General features: G+C 74.3%; 9 protein-coding genes. 6 read left to right on the top strand and 3 right to left on the bottom strand.

Annotation, left to right across the window (positions count from 1 at the left end; all coding sequences use genetic code 11):
* Positions 1–47 precede the first annotated feature (47 nt).
* The 5 genes from ACTWQH_RS20285 to pdxR are packed head-to-tail and all read left to right on the top strand — an operon-like array spanning position 48 to position 15283.
* Positions 48–10715: an amino acid adenylation domain-containing protein gene (locus ACTWQH_RS20285; protein WP_443288052.1), complete on the top strand. Its 10668-nt coding sequence runs from the start codon at positions 48–50 to the stop codon at positions 10713–10715.
* Positions 10715–11554: an ABC transporter permease gene (locus ACTWQH_RS20280; RefSeq protein ID WP_443288051.1), complete on the top strand. Its 840-nt coding sequence runs from the start codon at positions 10715–10717 to the stop codon at positions 11552–11554. Before ACTWQH_RS20285 ends, ACTWQH_RS20280 begins: the two co-directional genes overlap by 1 nt.
* Positions 11555–11591: 37 nt before the next feature.
* Positions 11592–12824, top strand: a complete 1233-nt coding sequence (locus ACTWQH_RS20275; protein ID WP_443288050.1) for a cytochrome P450 — start codon at positions 11592–11594, stop codon at positions 12822–12824.
* Between the two features lie 35 nt (positions 12825–12859).
* Positions 12860–13789: a TauD/TfdA family dioxygenase gene (locus tag ACTWQH_RS20270; protein ID WP_443288048.1), complete on the top strand. Its 930-nt coding sequence runs from the start codon at positions 12860–12862 to the stop codon at positions 13787–13789.
* Positions 13790–13846: 57 nt separating this feature from the next.
* Positions 13847–15283: a MocR-like pyridoxine biosynthesis transcription factor PdxR gene (pdxR, locus tag ACTWQH_RS20265; protein ID WP_443288047.1), complete on the top strand. Its 1437-nt coding sequence runs from the start codon at positions 13847–13849 to the stop codon at positions 15281–15283.
* Here the strand turns inward: pdxR and ACTWQH_RS20260 are convergent.
* Together ACTWQH_RS20260 and ACTWQH_RS20255 are read right to left on the bottom strand one after the other, a co-directional pair.
* A complete protein-coding gene (locus ACTWQH_RS20260; RefSeq protein WP_443288046.1) occupies positions 15251–15883 on the bottom strand; it encodes an anthranilate synthase component II in 633 nt (210 codons plus the stop codon). The genes pdxR and ACTWQH_RS20260 overlap by 33 nt on opposite strands.
* Positions 15880–17430 (bottom strand): anthranilate synthase component I family protein, encoded by a 1551-nt coding sequence (locus ACTWQH_RS20255; RefSeq protein ID WP_443288045.1) that lies wholly within the window; start codon positions 17428–17430, stop codon positions 15880–15882. The genes ACTWQH_RS20260 and ACTWQH_RS20255 overlap by 4 nt, the downstream gene beginning before the upstream one ends.
* Positions 17431–17625: 195 nt before the next feature.
* On the opposite strand from ACTWQH_RS20255, the gene ACTWQH_RS20250 reads away from it, so the two are divergent.
* A complete protein-coding gene (locus tag ACTWQH_RS20250) occupies positions 17626–19023 on the top strand; it encodes a class II 3-deoxy-7-phosphoheptulonate synthase (RefSeq protein ID WP_443288044.1) in 1398 nt (465 codons plus the stop codon).
* Here the strand turns inward: ACTWQH_RS20250 and ACTWQH_RS20245 are convergent.
* Positions 18966–19712 carry a thioesterase II family protein gene (locus tag ACTWQH_RS20245; RefSeq protein WP_443288043.1) on the bottom strand — a complete coding sequence of 249 codons (747 nt, stop codon included), beginning with the start codon at positions 19710–19712 and terminating at the stop codon, positions 18966–18968. The genes ACTWQH_RS20250 and ACTWQH_RS20245 overlap by 58 nt on opposite strands.
* Positions 19713–19809 lie beyond the last annotated feature (97 nt).

Raw genomic sequence — 19809 nt, 5'->3', positions numbered from 1 at the left:
CGACATCCGACATCTCATGACAACAGCACCTTCGCTAGGGGATTGCTATGACTGAGGTTCAGACGGTCGAGGCGGCCGGGCTTCCGCTCACCGCTGGCCAGCAGGACATCTGGTTCGACGCCAAGCTCTCCGGCGGAGGCGCGAGCTACAACACCGCTATCTACTGGGACATCCGCGGCCCGCTGGACCGGGAGGTGTTCCGGGCGGCGCTGGAGCGGCTCGCGGTCGAGTCGGAGTGCCTGCGCGCCCGGTTCGTGGAGGTGGACGGCCGGCCGCGGCAGTTCGTCGAGCCGCTGGGCGAGCTGCCGCTGACGGTCACCGACGTCAGCGCCGCCGCCGACCCGGCGGGCGCGGCGCGGCAGGCGATACGCGAGGACCTGGCGGTGGAGTTCCCGCCCGTGGACGGCGGCGGGGAGTACGTGCCGCTGTTCCGCATGAGCGTCTTCCTCCTCGCCGAGGACCGCACCATCTTCTGCCTGCTCAACCACCACCTGGTCTCCGACGGCTTCAGCTACGTCATCTACTTCCGGCGGCTGTCGGAGATCTACGCGGCGATGACGGCGGGCGAGTCCCTGGACGAGAAGCGCTACCCGCCGCTCGCCGCCCTGGTGGAGGCCGAGGCCGCCTACGCCACGACGCCGCGCGCGGAACGCGACCGCGCGTACTGGGAGGAGCGGTTCGCCGACCACCCGGAGCTGGTCACCCTGGCCTCGCGCGACGCGGCGCCCGCGCAGTTCTTCCACCAGGAGGAGTCGGTGCTGCCGCAGGCCACCGCCGAGCGGCTGCGCGCCGTCGCCTGGGAGAACCGCATCACCTGGCAGACCCCGATCGTCGCCGCGCTGGCGGCGTACACCGGCAGGATGGCCGGCACCGGGGACGTGCTGCTGTCCCTGCCCGTCACCGCCCGGGTCGGCGGGGCGATGCAGAACATCCCGGGCATGGTGGTCAACTACGTGCCGCTGCGGCTGCCCCTGACCCCGGCCACCACCCCCGGGGAGCTGCTGGAGGAGGCCCGTCAGACGCTGTCGGGGGCGCTGAAGCACCAGCGCCACCGCGTCAGCAGGATCCGCCGCGCCATGGGCCTGGCGAGCGACGACCGCAGACCCTTCGGCCCGTTCATCAACATGGTGCCGCAGGTGGAGAAGCTGACCATCGGCCCGTGCCGGGCCACCATCCACAGCCCGTCCACCGGGCTGGTGGACGACCTGGAGTTCACCGTCACCGACCAGGGCGACGCCGGCATCCTGCTCGTGCTCTCCGGCAACGAGGCCCGCTACTCACCGGACGACGTCCGCGCGCACCTGGCCCGCTTCACCGCCTACCTCGACCGCTACCTGGCCGCCGACCCCGGCCAGCCGCTGGCCCGGCTCGACCTGCTGACCCCCGGTGAGGCCGGGGCGCTGTCCGCGGCGCTGACCGGCCCGGCCCGCGAAACGCCGTACCTGGGCGCCGTGGAACGCATACGCCAACAGGCTGCCAGGCGCCCCGAAGCCGTGGCCGTCACCGACGACGGCGGCTCGATCAGCTACGCCGAGCTGGTGGGGCGCGCCAGCGCCGTCTCCCGCGCCCTCGCGGGCGGCACCGGCCCGGTGGGCATCCTGGCCGAGCCGGGGCGGGACTTCGTCACCGCCGAGGTCGGCGTCCTCGGCGCCGGCCGCGCCTTCATGCCGCTCGACCCCGGTGCCCCCCTGCCCCGCCTCACCTCCCTGCTGCGCGACGCCGGCGCCGGCTCCCTGCTCACCGACGCCGCCACCCGCGAGCTGGCCGCCCGGGTCGCCGCCGAGGCCGGACTCCCGGTCCACGTGCTCGACCAGACGGCCGACCCGGTCGACGCGCTCGCGCCCGTGGCGGGTGGGCCGCTGGATCTGGCGTACGTGATCTACACCTCCGGGTCGACCGGGAAGCCCAAGGGCGCGATGGTGCAGCGCGGCGGGATGGTCAACCATCTGCTGGCCAAGGTCGAGGAGTTCGCACTCGACGAGGCCGATGTCCTGGTCCACAACGCGCCGGTCACCTTCGATGTCACCGTCTGGCAGACCCTGACCACGCTGCTGGTCGGCGGCCGGGTCCGGGCCATGGCCCGTGCGGACGCCGCCGACCCGGACGCGCTGTTCACCACCATCGGCGCCGAGCGGCTGACGGTGCTGGAGGTGGTGCCCTCGCTGATGCGCGCGACGCTGGACCTGTGGGACGCCGCCGGGGCCTGGCCCGACCTGCCGGGCCTGCGCTGGATGATCTCCAACGGCGAGGCGCTGCCGGCGGAGCTGTGCGAGCGGTGGTTCGCGGGCTACCCGGGCATTCCCATCGCCAACCTCTACGGCCCCACCGAGTGCTCCGACGACGTCACGCACGCCTACGCCCGCAGCGCCGCCGAGCTGGCCGGGCTGGAGGCGTCCGTGGTGCCGATCGGGCGGCCGCTGCGCAACACCCGCCTGTACGTGCTCGGCGACGACCTCAAGCCCGTCCCGGCCGGGGCCCAGGGCGAACTCTTCATCGCGGGTGCGGGGGTGGGCCGCGGGTACCTCGGCGACCCGGCGCGCACGGCGTACACCTTCGTGCCCGACCCCTTCGCCGCCGACGGCTCCCGCATGTACCGCACGGGCGACCACGTGCGGCTGCGCCCCGACGGCCAGCTGGCGTTCGTCGGCCGCCGCGACCACCAGGTCAAGATCCGCGGCCAGCGCATCGAGCTGGGCGAGGTGGAGACCGCGCTGCGGGCCCTGCCCGGCGTCGCCGACGCGGCCGCGGCCGCCGTCACCGACGCGGCGGGCCAGAAGCGGCTGGTCGGCTACCTCGTGCCCGAGAGCCCCGGCGGCCTGGACACGGCCGCCGCCCGCGAGCGGCTGACCGGGCTGCTGCCCGCCGCGCTCGTGCCCTCGGTGCTGATGACGCTGGACGAACTGCCGCTGACCGCCCACGGCAAGACCGACCGCAAGCGGCTGCCCGTGCCCGAACTGGGCGCCACCTCCGCCCCGGCGCGGGCGGCCGGCAGCCGCGAGGAGGAGACGCTGTGCGGCGTGCTGGCGGAGGTGCTGGGCCTGCCCGCCGTCGGCCCCGACGACAGCTTCTTCGCCCTCGGCGGCGACAGCATCAGCTCCCTCCAGGTGGTCAGCCGCGCCCGCGCGGCCGGGCTGGTCATCACCTCCCGCGACGTGTTCCAGCACCGCACCCCGGCCGCGATCGCGGCGGTGGCCCGGCGCACCGGCACCGGCGCGGGCGCCGGACCCGCCACCGGGGACGGCGTGGGCGAGGTCGAGCTGACCCCCATCGCCGACCAGCTCCGCGAGGAGGTCACCGGCCTGCCCGCCGCGACGCGGGAGTTCGCCCAGTACGCCACGGTCACCGCCCCGGCCGGAGCCGACACGGCGTCCGTGGAACGCGCGATCCAGGCCGTCCTCGACCGCCACGACGCGCTGCGCCTGAAGCTGACCGAGCCGGTGCCCGGCCTGTGGTCGTTGCGGACCCTGCCGCCGGGGGCGATCTCCGCCTCCGGCGTGGTGAGCCGCGTGACGCTGCCCGCCGGGGCCGACCTGCGGGCCGCGCTCGACGAGCAGATCGCGGCCGCACGCTCGCGGCTGCGCCCGGAGGACGGCCTGATGGTCCAGGCGGTGCTGCTGGAGCCGGAACGCCGCACGCCTGGCGCCGACGGCACGGAGCGCGCCCCGCGCGCTGCTGACGGCCCGTCGGCCGCCGCGGCGGATGGTGTGTGCCCGGCCGGATACGGGGCCGAAGCCCTGTCGGGCGCGGAGCGCGCGCCGCAGGCGGAGCCCTCGGTTTCCGGAAGAGGCGGGAAGGGGGACGCCCACGAGGCCGACGCCGCGACCGGCGCGGCCCGCGCGCCGCGCGCCCCGCACGCCCGCCTCCTCCTCGTGATTCACCACCTCGCCGTGGACGGCGTGTCGTGGCGGATCCTCCTGCCCGACCTCCGGGCCGCGTGGCGCGGCGAGACCCTGGAGCCGGTCGGCACCTCCTACCGGCGCTGGGCCAAGCTCCTCGCCGAGGAGTCCAGGACCGCCCGCCGCACCGCGGAGCTGCCGCTGTGGACCGAGCACGCGCGTGACGCGCAGGCCGCCGGCGACCAGCCGGTGGACCGCGCCCGCGACACCCACGCCACCGCCGGCCGGATCCGCCTCGAACTGCCCGCCGCGCAGACCGAGGCCGTGCTCACCGCCACCCCCGCCGCCTTCCACGCCGAGGTGGCCGAGGTGCTGCTGACCGGCCTCGCCCTCGCCCTCGCCGACGGCCGCACCGGCCGGGACGGCGACGCGACCCGCACCGTGATCGAGCTGGAGGGCCACGGCCGCGAGCCCGTCACCGACGAGGCCGACGAGCTCGACCTCTCCCGCACCGTCGGCTGGTTCACCAGCGTCTTCCCCCTCGGACTGGACCTCGGCACCCTCGACTGGGACCAGGTCTGGAACGGCGGCGCCGCCTGCGGCACCGCGCTGAAGCGGGTCAAGGAGACGCTGCGCGCCCTGCCCGACCACGGCATCGGCCACGGCCTGCTGCGGCACCTCAACCCGCAGACCGCCGCCGTGCTGGCCCGCAACGCCACCCCCCGCGTCGGCTTCAATTACCTGGGCCGCTTCGCCACCGGCGACGGCGGCGACTGGTCGATGGAGGCGGGCGCCTCCGGCCTGACCGCCGCCCCCGAAACGCCGCTGCGCCACGCCCTGGACATCGTCGCCCTCACCGAGGACCGCCCCGGCGGCCCCGTCCTGGTCGCCGAGTGGACCTGGCCGACCCGCCTCCTCGCCGAGGACGAGGTGCGCCGCGTCGCCGAGGGCTGGTTCCGGGCGCTGAACGCCCTGGCCGACCACGCCGCCCGCCCCGAGTCGTCCGGGCGCACACCCTCCGAGTTCCCCCTCGTCACCGTCTCCCAGCAGGAGATCGAGGCGTACGAGCGCGAGCTGCCGGGCGGCGGCCTGACCGACATCCTGCCGCTCTCCCCGATCCAGCGCGGCCTGCTGTTCCAGGCCGAGTTCGACCGGCAGGGCATGGACGCCTACACCCTCCAGGTCGTCATGGACATCGACGGCCCGGCCGACATGCCCGCGCTGCGCGCCGCCGCGACCGCGATGATCGAGCGCAACCCCGCGCTGCGCGCCTGCTTCCGGGAGCGCGAGGCCGGCGACCCCGTCCAGCTCGTCCCGGCTCCGGCCGCCGTCGAACTCCCCTGGGAGGAGATCGACCTCACCGCCCACCCCGGCGACGTCGACCGGCTCACCGACGCCGAGTGGCTGCGCCGCTTCGACGTCACCCGCGCCCCGCTGACCCGCTTCACCGCCTACCGCCTCGGCGCCGACCGGCACCGCGTCGTGTGGACCACCCACCACATGCTGGTCGACGGCTGGTCGCTCTCGGCCGTCCTCGCCGAGGAGCTGGTCACCCTGTGGGCCAACGGCGCCGACGCCTCGGCGCTGCCGCGGGTCACCACCGCCCACCGCTACCTGGAGTGGTCGGCCGCGCAGGACAAGGACGCCGCCCGCGAGGCCTGGCAGAAGGAGCTGGCCGGCATCGACGGCCCGACCCGCCTCGGCCCCGCCGACCGCGAGCGCGTCTCCGTGCTGCCCGAGTTCACCACCATCCCCGTCCCCGACGCCCTGACCGAGGCCGTGACCTCCTGGGCCACCTCGCGCGGCCTGACGATGAACACCGTGTCGCAGGGCTGCTGGGCCGTGGCCCTCGGCCGGCTGACCGGCCGCCAGGACGTGACCTTCGGCGGCGTCGTCTCCGGCCGCCCGGCCGGGCTGCCCGGCGTGGAGCGGACCGTCGGCGCCTTCCTCCACACCCTCCCGGTGCGGGTCACCCTGGACGCCTCCCTCACCCTGGAGGCGATGCTCGACGACCTCCAGCGGCGGCAGCTCGGCCTGGAGGACCACCACCACCTGGGCCTGGCCGAGGTGCAGCAGGGCGCCGGGATCGGCGAGCTGTTCGACACCGTCGTCAGCTTCCACAACTACCCCGGCGGCGTGCTCGACCGCCTCGGCGAGCGCATCCCCGGCCTCCGGATGCGCCACTGGAAGGCCAGGGTCATCGCCGAATACCCCCTCGCCCTCGGCGTCTTCCCCGTCCCCGGCGGCGGCCTGAACCTGGAGGTGCAGTACCGCCCCGACATCTTCGGCCCCGAGGCCGAGTCCTTCGCACACCGCTTCATCCGCGTCCTGGAGCAGCTCGCCGCATCGCCCGACACCCCCCTGGGCCGCGTCGACGCCCTCGTCGAGGAGGAGCGGCACCGCCTGCTGGCCGACTGGTCGGGCACCGGCGGCGTACGCCCGGCCACGACCGAGCTGACCACCGGCGTCTTCCAGGCGCACGCCGCCGCGACGCCGCACAAGGCCGCCGTCGTCCTCGGCGAGGAGGAGCTGGACTACGCCACGCTCGGCGAGCGCGCCAACCGGCTCGCCCGCCTCCTGGCCGGGCACGGCGTCGGGCCCGAGCAGCCGGTCGCGGTGATGCTGCCGCGCTCCCCGCAGCTCGTGGTCGCGGCCCTGGCGGCGATGAAGGCGGGCGCGGTGTTCATGCCGGTGGACGCCGACTACCCGGCCGACCGCATCGCGTACATGGTGGCCGACGCCCGCCCGGCCGTGCTGGTCACGGACGCCGCCACGGCCTCCCGGGCCGGTTCGCTCCAGGTCACGACCGTGGTCGTCGACGACCCCGCCACCGCCGAACGCCTCGCAGCGCTGCCCGGCACCGACCTGACCGACGCCGACCGCGTCCGGCCGCTGCGCCCCGAGCACCCGGCGTACATCATCTACACCTCCGGCTCCACCGGCCGCCCCAAGGGTGTGGTCGTCCCGCACGCCGGGCTCGTGGCGATGGTCGACAGCCTCAGCGACCGCTTCGGACTCGACCGCGACACGCGGGCGTTGCAGTTCGCCTCCTTCAGCTTCGACGCCTCCATCTTCGGCATCATGCTGGCGCTGCTGAACGGCGGCACCCTCGTCATCGCCGACGAGGAGGCCCGCCGGCCCGGGCAGCCGCTGGTCGACCTCATCAACGACCAGCGGATCAACCTCGTCGCGCTGCCGCCCGTCGTTCTCGGCGGCCTGCCGGAGGGCGCCGCCCTCCCCGCCGACCTGCGCCTGGTGGCGACCGGCGAGGCCGTGCCGCCCGAGGTCGTCGAGCGGTGGGCCGGCTCGGTGCGGCTGTTCAACGGCTACGGCCCGACCGAGGCCGTCGTCGGCTGCACCGTGAGCGGTCCCCTTCGTGCCGGAGGCCGCCCGCCGATCGGGCGTCCCACCAGCGCCCACCGCGTCTACGTCCTCGACCGGCAGCTGCGGCCCACCCCGCCCGGGGTGCCCGGCGAGCTGTACGTCGGCGAGGGCCTGGCCCGCGGCTACCTCGACCGCCCCGCCCTGACCGCGCACCGCTTCGTCGCCGACCCCTACGGCCCGCCCGGCGCGCGCATGTACCGCACCGGCGACCTGGTGCGGTGGCTCCCCGACGGCGAGCTGGACTACCTCGACCGCATCGACGACCAGGTGCAGCTGCGCGGCATCCGCATCGAGCTCGGCGAGATCACCACGGAGCTGCTGGCCCGGCCGGGCGTCGAGCAGGCCGCCGTGATCATGCGCGAGGACGAGGCGGGCGAACGCCGCCTGCTGGCGTACGCCGTCGCCGACGCATCGCTCACGGACGCGGGCGCGCTGCGCGAGCACCTGGCCGGCGTGCTGCCCGAGTACATGGTGCCCTCGGCGGTGGTGGCGCTGGACGCGCTGCCGCTGACCGCCAACGGCAAGCTGGACCGCGACGCCCTGCCCGACCCCGACCTGGGCGCCGTCACGGGAGGCGGGAGGGCGCCGCGTACGCCCGTGGAGGGCATACTCGCCGGCCTGTTCGCCGACATCCTGGGCCTGGAGAAGGTCTCCGTCGACGACGACTTCTTCGAGATCGGCGGGCACTCCCTGCTGGCCACCCGCCTCGTCAGCAAGGCCCGCACCGCCCTCGGCGTGGAGCTGCCCATCCGGGCCCTGTTCGAGGCGCGGACCGTCGCGGCACTCGCCGCGCGCGTCGACGCCGCGGGCACCGAGGCCCGGCCGGCGCTGACGCCGGCGCCGGCCGGCGCCGAACGGCCGCTGTCCTTCAGCCAGCAGCGGCAGTGGTTCCTCAACCGGCTCCAGGGCAGCGGGGACGGCTCCTACAACTCGCTGCTGGCGTTCCGCCTCACCGGCAGGCTGGACGTGTCCGCGCTGACGGCGGCGCTGGCCGACGTGGCCGAACGCCACGAGGTGCTGCGGACCGTCATCCCGGAGAACGCCGAGGGCGTGCCCGAGCTGCTCGTGCTGGACGCCGCATCGGGTGCACCCGAGGTGACGAGCCTCACCGTCCCCGAGGAGGAACTCGCCGCCGCCCTGGCCGCCGAGGCCGACCGGGGCTTCGACCTCACCGAGGAGACCCCGCTGCGCGTGCGGCTCTACCCGGTGACGAGCGAGGAGCACGTGCTGCTCCTGGTCTTCCACCACATCGCCTTCGACGGCTGGTCGATCGGCCCCCTGCTGGCCGACCTGGCCCACGCCTACCGGGCCCGGCACGCCGGGCGGGCGGTGCGCTGGGAGCCGCTGCCGGTGCAGTACGCCGACTTCGCGGCGTGGCAGCGGGAGCTGCTGGGCGACCCGGCCGACGCCGGGAGCCTGGCGGCCCGCCAACTCGCCTACTGGCGCGAGGTCTTGGACGGCCTGCCCGAGGAGCTCCCGCTCCCCAGGGACTTCCCGAGGCCGGAGGCGGCCGGGTCGGCGGGGTCCGCCGGAGATGTGGTGCTGTTCGACGTGGAGCCCGAGCTGTGGTCCGCGATCGCCGAGACTGCGCGGGGCACGGGCACGACCGAGTTCATGGTGGTCCAGGCCGCGCTCGCGGCGCTGCTCACCGGCCTCGGCGCGGGCACCGACATCCCGATCGGCGTCTCGGTCGCGGGCCGCGCGGACGACGCGCTCGACGACCTGGTCGGCATGTTCCTCAACACGCTGGTGCTGCGCGGCGACACCAGCGGCGACCCGACCTTCCGCGAGCTGCTGGAGCGGCTGCGGGAGACCGACCTGGCCGCCTACGCCCACCAGGACGTCCCCTTCGACCAGGTCGTCAACGCCCTGGCCCCGGCCCGATCGCTGAACCGGCACCCGCTGTTCCAGGTGTCGCTGACCGTGCAGCACCAGGGCGTCACGCCGCTGGAGCTGCCGGGCCTGACGGCGCGGCCGGAGTACGTCGGCTCGGACCAGGCCAAGCTGGACCTCATCTGGGAGGTCGTCCCCTGGCCCGGCGTCGAGGGCATGCGCGGCCTGCTGACCTTCAGCACGGACCTGTTCACCCGCGCCACGGCCGAACGCCTGGTGTCCGGCTTCCGGCACGCGCTGCGCACCGGCCTCGCCGACCCGGACCGGCGCCTGAGCGAACTCACGCTGGCGCCCGCGGCGCCGGATCCGGTGGAGGAGACGCTGGCCGGGCTGGTGGCGAAGGTGCTGGGTCGTGATGGCGTGGGTGTGGAGGAGAACTTCTTCGAGGTGCCGGGTGGCATGGACAGCATGAAGTCGCTGCGGCTGGTGAGCCTGGCGCGGAAGGCGGGGTTGCGGGTCAGCATCGCGGACGTCTTCGCCCACCAGACGGTGCGGGCGCTCGCGGCCACGCTGGCGCCTGCGGCGCCCGCCGGGAACGCCGGGGCCGCGCCCGCGGCGCACGTGCGGGCCGGGCGTTCAACGGCCAAGGCGTCCGTGCCTGGTTCGGCCGGGTCTGCGCCGCCCGCTGCGGCCCGCGAGGCCGGGCGTGGGGGTGGGGCGCCTGAGGCGCCAGCCCTCACCGCGCAAGCGTCGGCGGAGCCCGCGGCAGCGCCCGCGCAGCGGGTGCGGGTGATCGCCGAGGCCATCGGCGACGCCGGCGAGGACGCGGACGGCGCCGGGGCGTTCGCCACCGTGCTGCCCATGCGCGACACCGGCGACCGGCCGCCCGTCTTCTGCCTGCACAGTGGCGTCGGGCTCGCCCTCTCCTACCTGCCGCTGACCCAGTACGTCGGCGAGGAGTACCCCCTCTACGGCATCCAGTCCCCGAGCGTCGTGGCCGGCGCGCCGCTGCCCGGCAGCATCGAGGAGACGGCCGCCGCGTACGTCGGGATGATCAAGGAGGTCAGGCCGCACGGGCCGTACCACCTGCTCGGCTGGTCGTTCGGCGGGCTCGTCGGGTACGAGATCGCCGTCCAGCTCCGCGAGGCGGGCGACGAGGTCGGCGTGCTGGCGAACCTGGACTCCTACCCGCGCACCGGCGTTCACGACGAGCGGGACGAGCAGGAGATGCTCGCCTGGCTCCTGGAGGGCATCGGGCACCACCGCTCCGAGTTCGGCGAGCGCGACCTGACGCCCGGCGACATCATGGACGCGCTGCGGCGCGACAACAGCCCGATGGCGCGGATGGGCGAGGACCGGATGGGCCGGATGATCGCCCTGATGGCCAGCCACCAGGGCCTCAACACCGCCTACCGGCCCCGCCCCTACGACGGCGTCATGCAGCTCTACCTCGCCGAGCGCTCGCCGTGGGGCGAGGAGAGGGACAAGGCGCGGCTGTGGCGGCCCTACTGCGGGGACGAGGGGCTGGAGGTCCACCGGATCGACTGTGCGCACGACGACATGCTCGACCCGGGCCCGCTCGCCGAGATCGGCCCGCTCGTCGCGGCCGCCCTCGACCGCTGGCACGCCGAGCAGAGCGCGCGCGACGGGGGGCGGCGGTGATGGCCACGCTCGCGGCCTCAGCCGCGGCCCCGGCGGCCGCGCCCGCCTCGCCGGCGGCGACCGCGCTCACCGAGGTCGGGGCCGTCACGGCCCGGCGCCTGCGGCACCTGCGCCGCGCGCCGGGCCGGGCGATCGGCGTGATCCTCAACCCGCTGGTCTCCCTCGTGATGCTGGGCTACCTCTTCCGGGACGCCCTCACCCTGCCGGCGGTCGGGGAGTACGCCGACTACGTCTTCGCCGGCTGCGCCGTCCAGGTAGGCCTGTCCTGCGTCGGGCCCACGGCGGTGGCGATGGCGCAGGACCTCAACGGCGGGCTCGTCGACCGGTTCCGCTCGCTGCCGATCGGCCGCTACGCCGTGCCCTTCGGGCACAGCATCGCCGACTGGCTGGTGGGCGTCGCCGCCCTCGCCGTCACCGCCGGGGCGGGGCTGCTGCTCGGCTGGCGCCCGCAGCGCGGGCTGCTGCCCACGCTCGCCGCCTTCGGCCTGCTCGCGGTCTTCCTCTACGCCATGCTCTGGCTCGGCGTGCTCTTCGCCATGACGATGCGCAGCGTCGAGACGATCGCCGTGGTCGCCCCCTTCATCGTCATCGTGCTGCCGTTCTTCTCCAGCGCGTTCCTCGCCCCGCAGGCCATGCCGGCGCCGATCCGGCCGGTCGCGGAGTGGAACCCGGTCAGCGCCGTGGCGGCGTCCTGCCGGGAGCTGTGGGGGAACCCGGCGCCTCCGGGCGGCGGCCTCCCGGCGGAGCACCCGCTGCCGGTGGTGGCCCTGACCCTGACCGTGGTGTTCGCGGCCTGCGTCGCCGTGAGCCTGCGCCGGTTCCGCACCGCGTCTCACTGAGAGCTTGACCGAGAGGACCGAGAGGACCCAACCGCCCATGACCGTGCAGCTGCCGGAGGCCGACGCGCCGCAGGACCTGGCCGCCATCGACCTCACCGACCCGCAGACCTTCCACGACATCGACACCCACGCCATGTGGCGCCGGTTCCGCACCGAGAGCCCGGTCCACTGGCACCCGCCGCGCGGCGCCACGCCCGGCTTCTGGGTGATCTCCCGGTACGCCGACGCCGTGGAGATCTACCGCGACAACAAGCGGTTCACCTCCGAGCGGGGCAACGTCCTCGCCACGCTCCTCCAGGGCGAGGACTCCGCCTCCCGCAAGATGCTGGCCGTCACCGACGGCCAGCGGCACCGCCAGATCCGCAACCTGATGCTGAAGTCCTTCTCGCCGCGCGTCCTCCAGCCCGTCGTGGCCGGCGTTCACCGCCACACCCGCGAGCTGCTGGCGCAGGCCGTGGAGCGCGGCGAAACCGACTTCGCCGCCGACGTCGTCGACCACATCCCGATCCACACCATGGGCGAGCTGCTGGACATCCCGCTGGCGGACCGGCCGCAGCTCGTGGAGTGGAACACCAAGACGCTCTCCGCCCACGCCTCCGGGGACGGCGAGTTCGAGTCGATCATGGCCCGCAACGAGATCCTGCTCTACCTCTCCGAGCTGGCCGCCAAGCGCCGCGCCAACCCCGGCGACGACGTGCTCAGCACCCTGGCCAACGCCACCATCGACGGCGAGCCGCTGACCGACGACGAGATCGTCTTCAACGGCTACAGCCTCATCCTCGGCGGCGACGAGTCGACCCGCATGTCCACCGTCGGCGGCCTCATCGCGCTGGCCGGGAACCCCGCCCAGTGGCGGCGGCTGAAGGACGGCGAGGTCACGGCGGAGAGCGCCACCGAGGAGGTGCTGCGCTGGACCACCCCCGCCATGCACTTCGGCCGCCGCGCCCTGGTGGACGTGCCGCTGCGCGAGAAGGTGATCCGCGCCGGAGACATCGTCACGCTGTGGAACACCTCCGCCAACTTCGACGAGGAGGCGTTCGACGACCCCTGCTCCTTCGACGTGGGCCGCAGCCCCAACAAACACGTCGTCTTCGGCCACGGCCCCCACTTCTGCCTCGGCGCCTTCCTCGGCCGCGTCCACGTCGGCGCCATGGTCGAGGCCCTGCGCGACACGGTCGGCGCCATCGAGCTGAGGGGCCCGGCGAAGCGGCTCTACTCCAACTTCATCAACGGCTACAGCGGCCTGCCCGTCGCCTTCACCAAGGCGTGAGTCACCACCGAGGACCACCAAGGAGGAGCACCACCATGCGATACGACAAGCGCACCACCGGCGGCACCACCCTGGCGCTGCTGCACACCGACGGGGCCGAGCCCGACTCGGTGCGCGCGCGGGCCGAGGCGCTGCTGGCCGACCACGGCGCCGTGCTGATCCGGGGCCTGGGCATCGGCGGCCCCGAGGAGTTCCACGCCACCGTCGCCCACTTCGGCGACTCCCTCATCGACAGCTACCGGGGCGGCAACACCCCCCGCAAGACCGTCTCCGACGGCGTCTTCACCTCCACCGAGTACCCGGCCGCCTACGACATCTCGCTGCACAACGAGATGTCCTACGCCGCCAGCTGGCCCGGCCGCCTCTTCTTCTGCTGCCTGGACGCCCCGGACACCGGCGGCGCCACCCCGGTCTGCGACGGCGAGGCGATCCTCGCCGACCTGGCACCGGACGTGCGCGAGCGCTTCGCCTCCGGCGTCGTCTACCGCCAGCACCTGCACGGCGGCTTCGGCCTGGGCAAGTCCTGGCAGGACACCTTCGAGACCGACGACCGGGCCGTCGTCGAGGAGTTCCTGAAGGAGTCCGAGGCCGAGTTCGCGTGGACCGACGAGGGCGGGCTGCGCGTCAGCCAGCACCGGCCGGGCATACGCCGCAACCCCCGCACCGGGCGCGACGCCTGGTTCAACCAGGCCGACCAGTGGCACCCCTCCAACCTCCCCCAGGAGGAGGCCGAGACGCTGCTGTCCCTCATCGACGACGTCAACGACCTCCCCCACTGGGTCACTTACGGTGACGGCACGCCCATCCCCGACGAGGACCTGGCGCAGGTGCGCAAGGCGATGGAACACAACAAGCACGCCGAGCCCTGGCAGGCCGGCGACATCATGATCGTGCACAACATGTCGGTTCTCCACGGCCGGCAGGCATTCACCGGAACGCGCAAGGTCGTCGTCTCCATGACCTGAACCTGGATTCTCACCACGAGATGGCCCGAATTCGAACGAGGAATGAGGGAGAGGCCGGTGCCCCTGCACATGGCAGTCAGCGTCGTCAGGGAATCCGACCTCTCCCTGACGTCCCAGATTCAGCGGTTCATCAAACAGGAAATAGCCGAGGGAATTCTCCACCCGGGGACGCGGCTGCCCTCCAGCCGCCGCCTCGCCGACGACCTCGACGTCTCCCGCAGCGTCGTGGTCGAGGCGTACAGCCAGCTCGTCGCCGAGGGCTACCTGGAGGCCGTGCAGGGCGCCGGCACCCGCGTGGTGCGGCACCTGGACGCCGAGCCCGTCATGCCCGCCCTGCTGGGGGAGGAGCGGCCGCCCGCCACCCGCTGGGATCTGCGCCCCGGCGGCGGCAACGTGCCCGCCTTCCCCCGCCGCGAATGGCTCGCCTGCTACCAGCGCGCCCTCCAGGCCGCCACCACCGCCGACCACGCCTACCCGCCGCTGGCCGGCGACGCGACCCTGCGCGTCGAACTCGCCCGCTACCTCGGCCGGGTGCGCGGCGTGCGCACCACCGCCGAGCAGCTCATGGTGGTCGGCGGCTTCGCCCAGGCCCTGGGCCTGCTGTGCGCCGTGCTGCCGCGCATGGGCATCGACGCGCTCGGCATCGAGGAGCCCGGCCACCCAGGGCAGCGGCGCTTCGTGCGCGAGTCGGGCCTGGAGCCCGTGCCGCTGCCGGTCGACGAGGAGGGCATCGACGTGGCGGCGCTGGCCGCCTCCGGGCTGCGGGCGGTGCTGGTCACCCCCGCCCACCAGTTCCCCACCGGCGTCACGCTCTCGCCGCGCCGCCGCGAGGCACTCGCCGAGTGGGCCCGCCGGGTCGAGGGCTGGATCATCGAGGACGACTACGACGGCGGGCTGTGGTACGAGCGCGGCGCCGCCCGCCCCCTGGCGTTGCAGCGGCTGGCGCCCGACCGCGTCGTCTACGCCGGCACGCTCAGCAAGACGCTCGCCCCCGGGCTGCGCCTGGGCTGGCTGGCCGCTCCCCGGCCGCTGCTCGACCAGGTGCTGCGCGCCCGGGCCCGGCACGACCTGGGCACCGAGAGCCTCACCCAGCTGGCGTTCGCCGAGTTCCTGCGCAGCGGCCTCTTCGACCGCCACCTGCGGCAGCTCAACGCCCGCTCCCGCAGCCGCCGCGAGGCCCTGGAGGAGGCAGTACGCCGCCACCTGCCGGGCGCGGTGGTGCTGGGCGCGGCGGCGGGGCTGCATGCGTACGTGCGGCTGCCGAGGCACACCGACGAGGCGGCGCTGGTGGCGGGGGCGCTGCGGCGTTCCGTGCTGGTCAGGGGCGGTGCCGGGTTCTGCGCCCGGCCCCGGCCGGGCGTGCCCGCCCTGGTCGTCGGGCACGCCCACCTGCCGCGCGCGGGGCTGGCCGAGGCCATCCGCGAGGTGGCCGCCGCCTCCGCGGCCTCGGCCGCCTCGGCCTCAACCGCCGTGCCCCACCACCGGGCGGCCTGACGTCTCGGTCATGGCCAGGAAGTTCTCCAGCATCGCCAGGCCGCCGGTGGTCATGATGCTCTCGGGGTGGAACTGCACGCCCTCCACGGGCAGGGCCCGGTGGCGCAGCCCCATCACGTAGCCGTGGTCGGCGGCGACGGCCGTCGTCACCAGCTGCTCGGGCAGCGGCTCGGCGACGACCAGGGAGTGGTAGCGGGTGGCCTCGACCGTGCTGCCCAGGCCCCGGAAGATGCCGTCGCCGTCGTGCCGCACGCGGCTCAGCCGCCCGTGCATCACCTGGTCGGCGACCTCGACCCGGCCGCCGTAGGCCAGCCCGATGGCCTGGTGCCCGAGGCAGACGCCGAGCAGCGGCGCCACCCCGGCGAAGGCGTGCACCAGCTCGACGTGGCCGGAGTCCGCGGGATGGCCGGGGCCGGGGCCCAGCACCACGGCGTCGGGGCCGGAGGCCACCAGCTCGGCGGGGGAGTGCGTCAGGGACCGCACCACCCGGGTCTGGGCGCCCAGGGTCCGCAGGTACTGCTCGATGATGTGGACGAAGCTGTCGTTCGCGTCGACCAGCAGGACCTTCCGTACCTTCTTCTGCGTTGTGTCATCCTTCACTTCAGCAACTCCTCTCCGGTGAGCGCCCAGTAGGCGGCGCCCATCTTGGCCAGCGTCTCCCGCCACTCCGCCTCGGGTTCCGACAGCGCCACCATCCCCGCCGAGCTCTGCGTGGAGTAGGTCCGGCCGTCGTGCTCGATGGTGCGGATGCACAGCGCCAGTTCGCTCCAGCCCCGCACGTCCACCAGGCCCACCGCGCCGGCGTACGCGCCGCGCGGCTCGGCCTCCAGGCCGTCGATGATCTCCATGGCGCGCACCTTCGGCGCGCCCGTCATGGTGCCGGCGGGGAAGGTGGCGGCGATCGCCTGCCACGGCGTCACGCCCGGCTCCAGGTCGCCGGAGACGGTCGAGACCAGGTGGAAGACGTGCGAGAAGCTCTCGACCTCCATCAGCTTGTCCACCGGCTGGGTGCTGGGGCGGCAGATCCGGCCGATGTCGTTGCGGCACAGGTCGACGAGCATGACGTGCTCGGCCTGCTCCTTGGTGGACTCCCGCATCTCCTTGACGCGGCGGGCGTTCTCCTCGGCGTCGCCGGTGCGGGGCGTGGTGCCCGCGATGGGGCGCATCACGATCCGCCCGCCGGAGACCAGGACGAACAGCTCGGGGCTGGCGCCGATCAGCGTCCGGCCCGCGCGCGGCATCAGGTACATGTACGGCGACGGGTTGCGGTCGCGAAGGCGCCGGTAGACGTCGACGGGCGTCAGGGTGGTGCGGACGTCGACGCGGTGGCCGATCTGGATCTGGTAGATGTCGCCGACCCGGATGTGCTCCAGGCAGCGGGCGGCCCAGCGCAGGAACGTCTCGCGGCTGACGCTGTCGCTGACCGACAGCGGCGGCGGCGCCTCGGGGACGAACGGACCGGTGTCGCCGGGCTGTTCGTCCCCGATCGCCTCCAGCGCCAGCGCGGCCACGTCCACGCCCGCCCCGTCGGCGCCGTGCCCCGCGAACGCCGGGCTGCCGGCGCGCAGATGCCGCACGCTCCCGCCCCCGCTCCCGCCCGCGCTCAGGTCGTACCAGACGGTGTCGCCGAAGAGCGTGAGCGTGATGTCCGGCCCGCGCGGGCGTTTGGTCCGCGGCGGCAGCGGCGCCATGTGCCAGGCCGACTCGTACGCCAGCGAGACGAGGAAGCCGAAGGCGTAGGAGGTGGCGGGCACGTCGGTGTCCACGGCGAACAGCCGCTGCGCCCGCGTCAGCACCTCCCACACCTGGTCGGGGCCGTCGAAGCGCAGCCGGCGCGTGCCCGGCGGTCGCGTGCCCGGCGCGTCCTCGGCGGCCAGCCCGGCCTCCTCGGCCAGCGCGGCCAGCGCCCCGGTCACCGCCGGGGCGCCGTCCAGCTCGATGTGTCCGTCGTGGACCCGGATCTCGGCGAGGCGGCCGACGCCGACCACCGCCCAGCCCGAGGTCTCGAAGAGGTACACCTCCTCGCGCGGCAGCGCGCGGGACGCGCGCACGTACAGCGCGAGGGGATCGTGGCGCGGCAGCACGGCACCGGTGACGCGCACGCCGATCCGCGGTGTCGTTGCCGTCGCTGTCGTGGTTTCCGGCACGGTGAACTCCCTTGGAATTATCGGCTGCTACGACGAGTGAATCAGCGGCGGCAAACAACGGGCCAGACCAATTTCCCGCTCCAGGTGCGTACCATTTCCCGATCGCTTGACCCGGACCGGCCGGGCGCTATTCAGTTGAGACACGTTCTCCAAGGCGTTCTGACGACGGAACGACGAAGGCAGAGGAAGGCAGCCATGAATGACAGCACGGCCGAGTCCTGGCGTTCCTTTCCCGCCCGGCAGCAACCGGACTGGCCGGACTTGACAGAATTACGCGCCGTAACGGCGGAGCTGGCCGCCGCCCCGCCGCTGGTATTCGCCGCCGAATGCGACCTGCTGCGCGCCCGCCTGGGCCAGGTCGCCCGCGGCGAGGCCATCCTGCTCCAGGGCGGCGACTGCGCCGAGACCTTCGAGCGGGGCACGGCGGACACCATCCGGGGAACCCTCCAGACCCTCCTGCAGATGGCCGTCGTGCTCACCCACGCCACGGCCCTGCCCGTGGTCAAGATCGGCCGCATGGCCGGCCAGTACGCCAAGCCCCGCTCCAGCCCCGTCGAGCGGCGCGACGGCGTCGAGCTCCCCTCCTACCGGGGCGACGCCGTCAACGGCCTGGAGTTCACCGCCGAGTCGCGAAGACCAGACCCCAAGCGGCTGCGCGCCATGTACGAGGCGTCCGCGAGGACCCTGAACCTCGTCCGTGCCCTGACCACGGGCGGCTTCGCCGACCTGCGCCAGGTGCACGCCTGGAACCGGGGCTTCGTCGCCGAGTCCGGGGCCGGCGGCCGGTACGAGGCGCTGGCCGACGAGATCGACCGCACCCTGGCGTTCATGCGGGCCTGCGGCGTGGACACCCGGGAGCTGGGCACGGCCGAGTTCTTCGTCGGGCACGAGGGCCTGCTGCTGGACTACGAGTCGGCCCTCACACGCGCCGAGCCCGGCACCGGGCGGGCGTACGCCACCAGCGGGCACCTGCTGTGGATCGGCGACCGGACCCGCGAGCTGGACGGCGCGCACGTCGAGTACTTCTCCCGAATCCACAACCCCATCGCCGTCAAGCTCGGCCCCGACACCACCCCCGACACCGTCCTCGGCCTCATCGACCGCCTCGACCCCGAGCGCGACCCCGGCCGGCTGACGCTGGTCGTCCGCGCCGGCGCCGAGCGCGTCCGCGACCTGCTGCCCACCCTCGTGGAGAAGGTCAACGCCGAGGGCGCGCCCGTCGCCTGGGTCAGCGACCCCATGCACGGCAACACCACCGTCGCGCCCAGCGGCCACAAGACCCGCCGCTTCGAGGCCGTGCTCGACGAGCTGTGCGGCTTCATCGAGGTCCACCAGGCGCTGGGCACCCACCCCGGCGGCATCCACGTCGAGCTCACCGCCGACGACGTCACCGAATGCCTCGGCGGCAGCCACGCGGTGCGCGAGACGGACCTGCCGCACCGGTACGAGACGGCCTGCGACCCGAGGCTGAACCACAGCCAGTCGCTGGACCTGGCGTTCCTGCTGGCCGAGCGGTTCCGCCAGGCCACGGGGGCTCACTCCACGCCGACCGCCCCCTCCAGCACGGCGAAGGGAGGGCTGCCAGAGAGGTAGAAGTGATCACCCGGCAGCGTCAGCAGCCTGAACCCGCCGCGGGTGGTCTCCCGCCAGGCAGCGGCCTCTTCGAGGCTCACCCACGGGTCCGAGGCGCCGACCAGCGCGGTGACGGGAGCGTCCAACGGCTCCCCGAGCCGCCCCCCGTACGCCGCCAGCATCCGCAGATCCGCCCTGATGTACGGCAACACCAGCTCAACGAACGCCGGGTTCCGCAGCAGTTCCGCGTCGGTCTGGCCCAGCTCCTCCAGGGTCGTGACGATCCGCGCGTCGTCCCAGACGGCGGCGGGATCGTCCTCCGGCAGGTACAGCTGCGGCGCCCGGGCGCCGGAGGCGAAGAGATGACTCACCACCAGCCCGTCGGCCGCCAGCGCGCGGGCCACCTCGTAGGCGACGATCGCGCCCATGCTGTGGCCGAAGAACGCCGTGGGCGGGCCGCCGCGCCCGGCCTGCCCGGCCAGCCAGGGCCGCAGCTCGTCGGCGATGCCGCGCGCCATCGGCACCAGTTCGGTGGGCGGCGGCTCGGCGACGCGCTCCGCACGGCCCGGGTAGCACACGGCGTACACCTCGAAGCGGGTGAGGCCACGGCCCCAGCCGCGGAAGAAGTACGGCGACCCGCCGCCGTAAGGGAAGCAGACCAGCCGCTCGGCCGCGCCGGGCCGCGACTGGACGCGCTGAATCCACTCCATGGTGCCCCCAGGGCCGTCTTCAGGGTCTGATCCGCCGAGTCCCAACCAACACACATCAACCCGGCCGGCCGGTTCCGCCTCCGGTGTCCAGGCCATG

Source organism: Streptomyces sp. 6N223, assembly GCF_052246635.1.
GTDB lineage: Bacteria > Actinomycetota > Actinomycetes > Streptomycetales > Streptomycetaceae > Streptomyces.
This window is presented reverse-complemented; position numbering and strand designations above follow the sequence as displayed.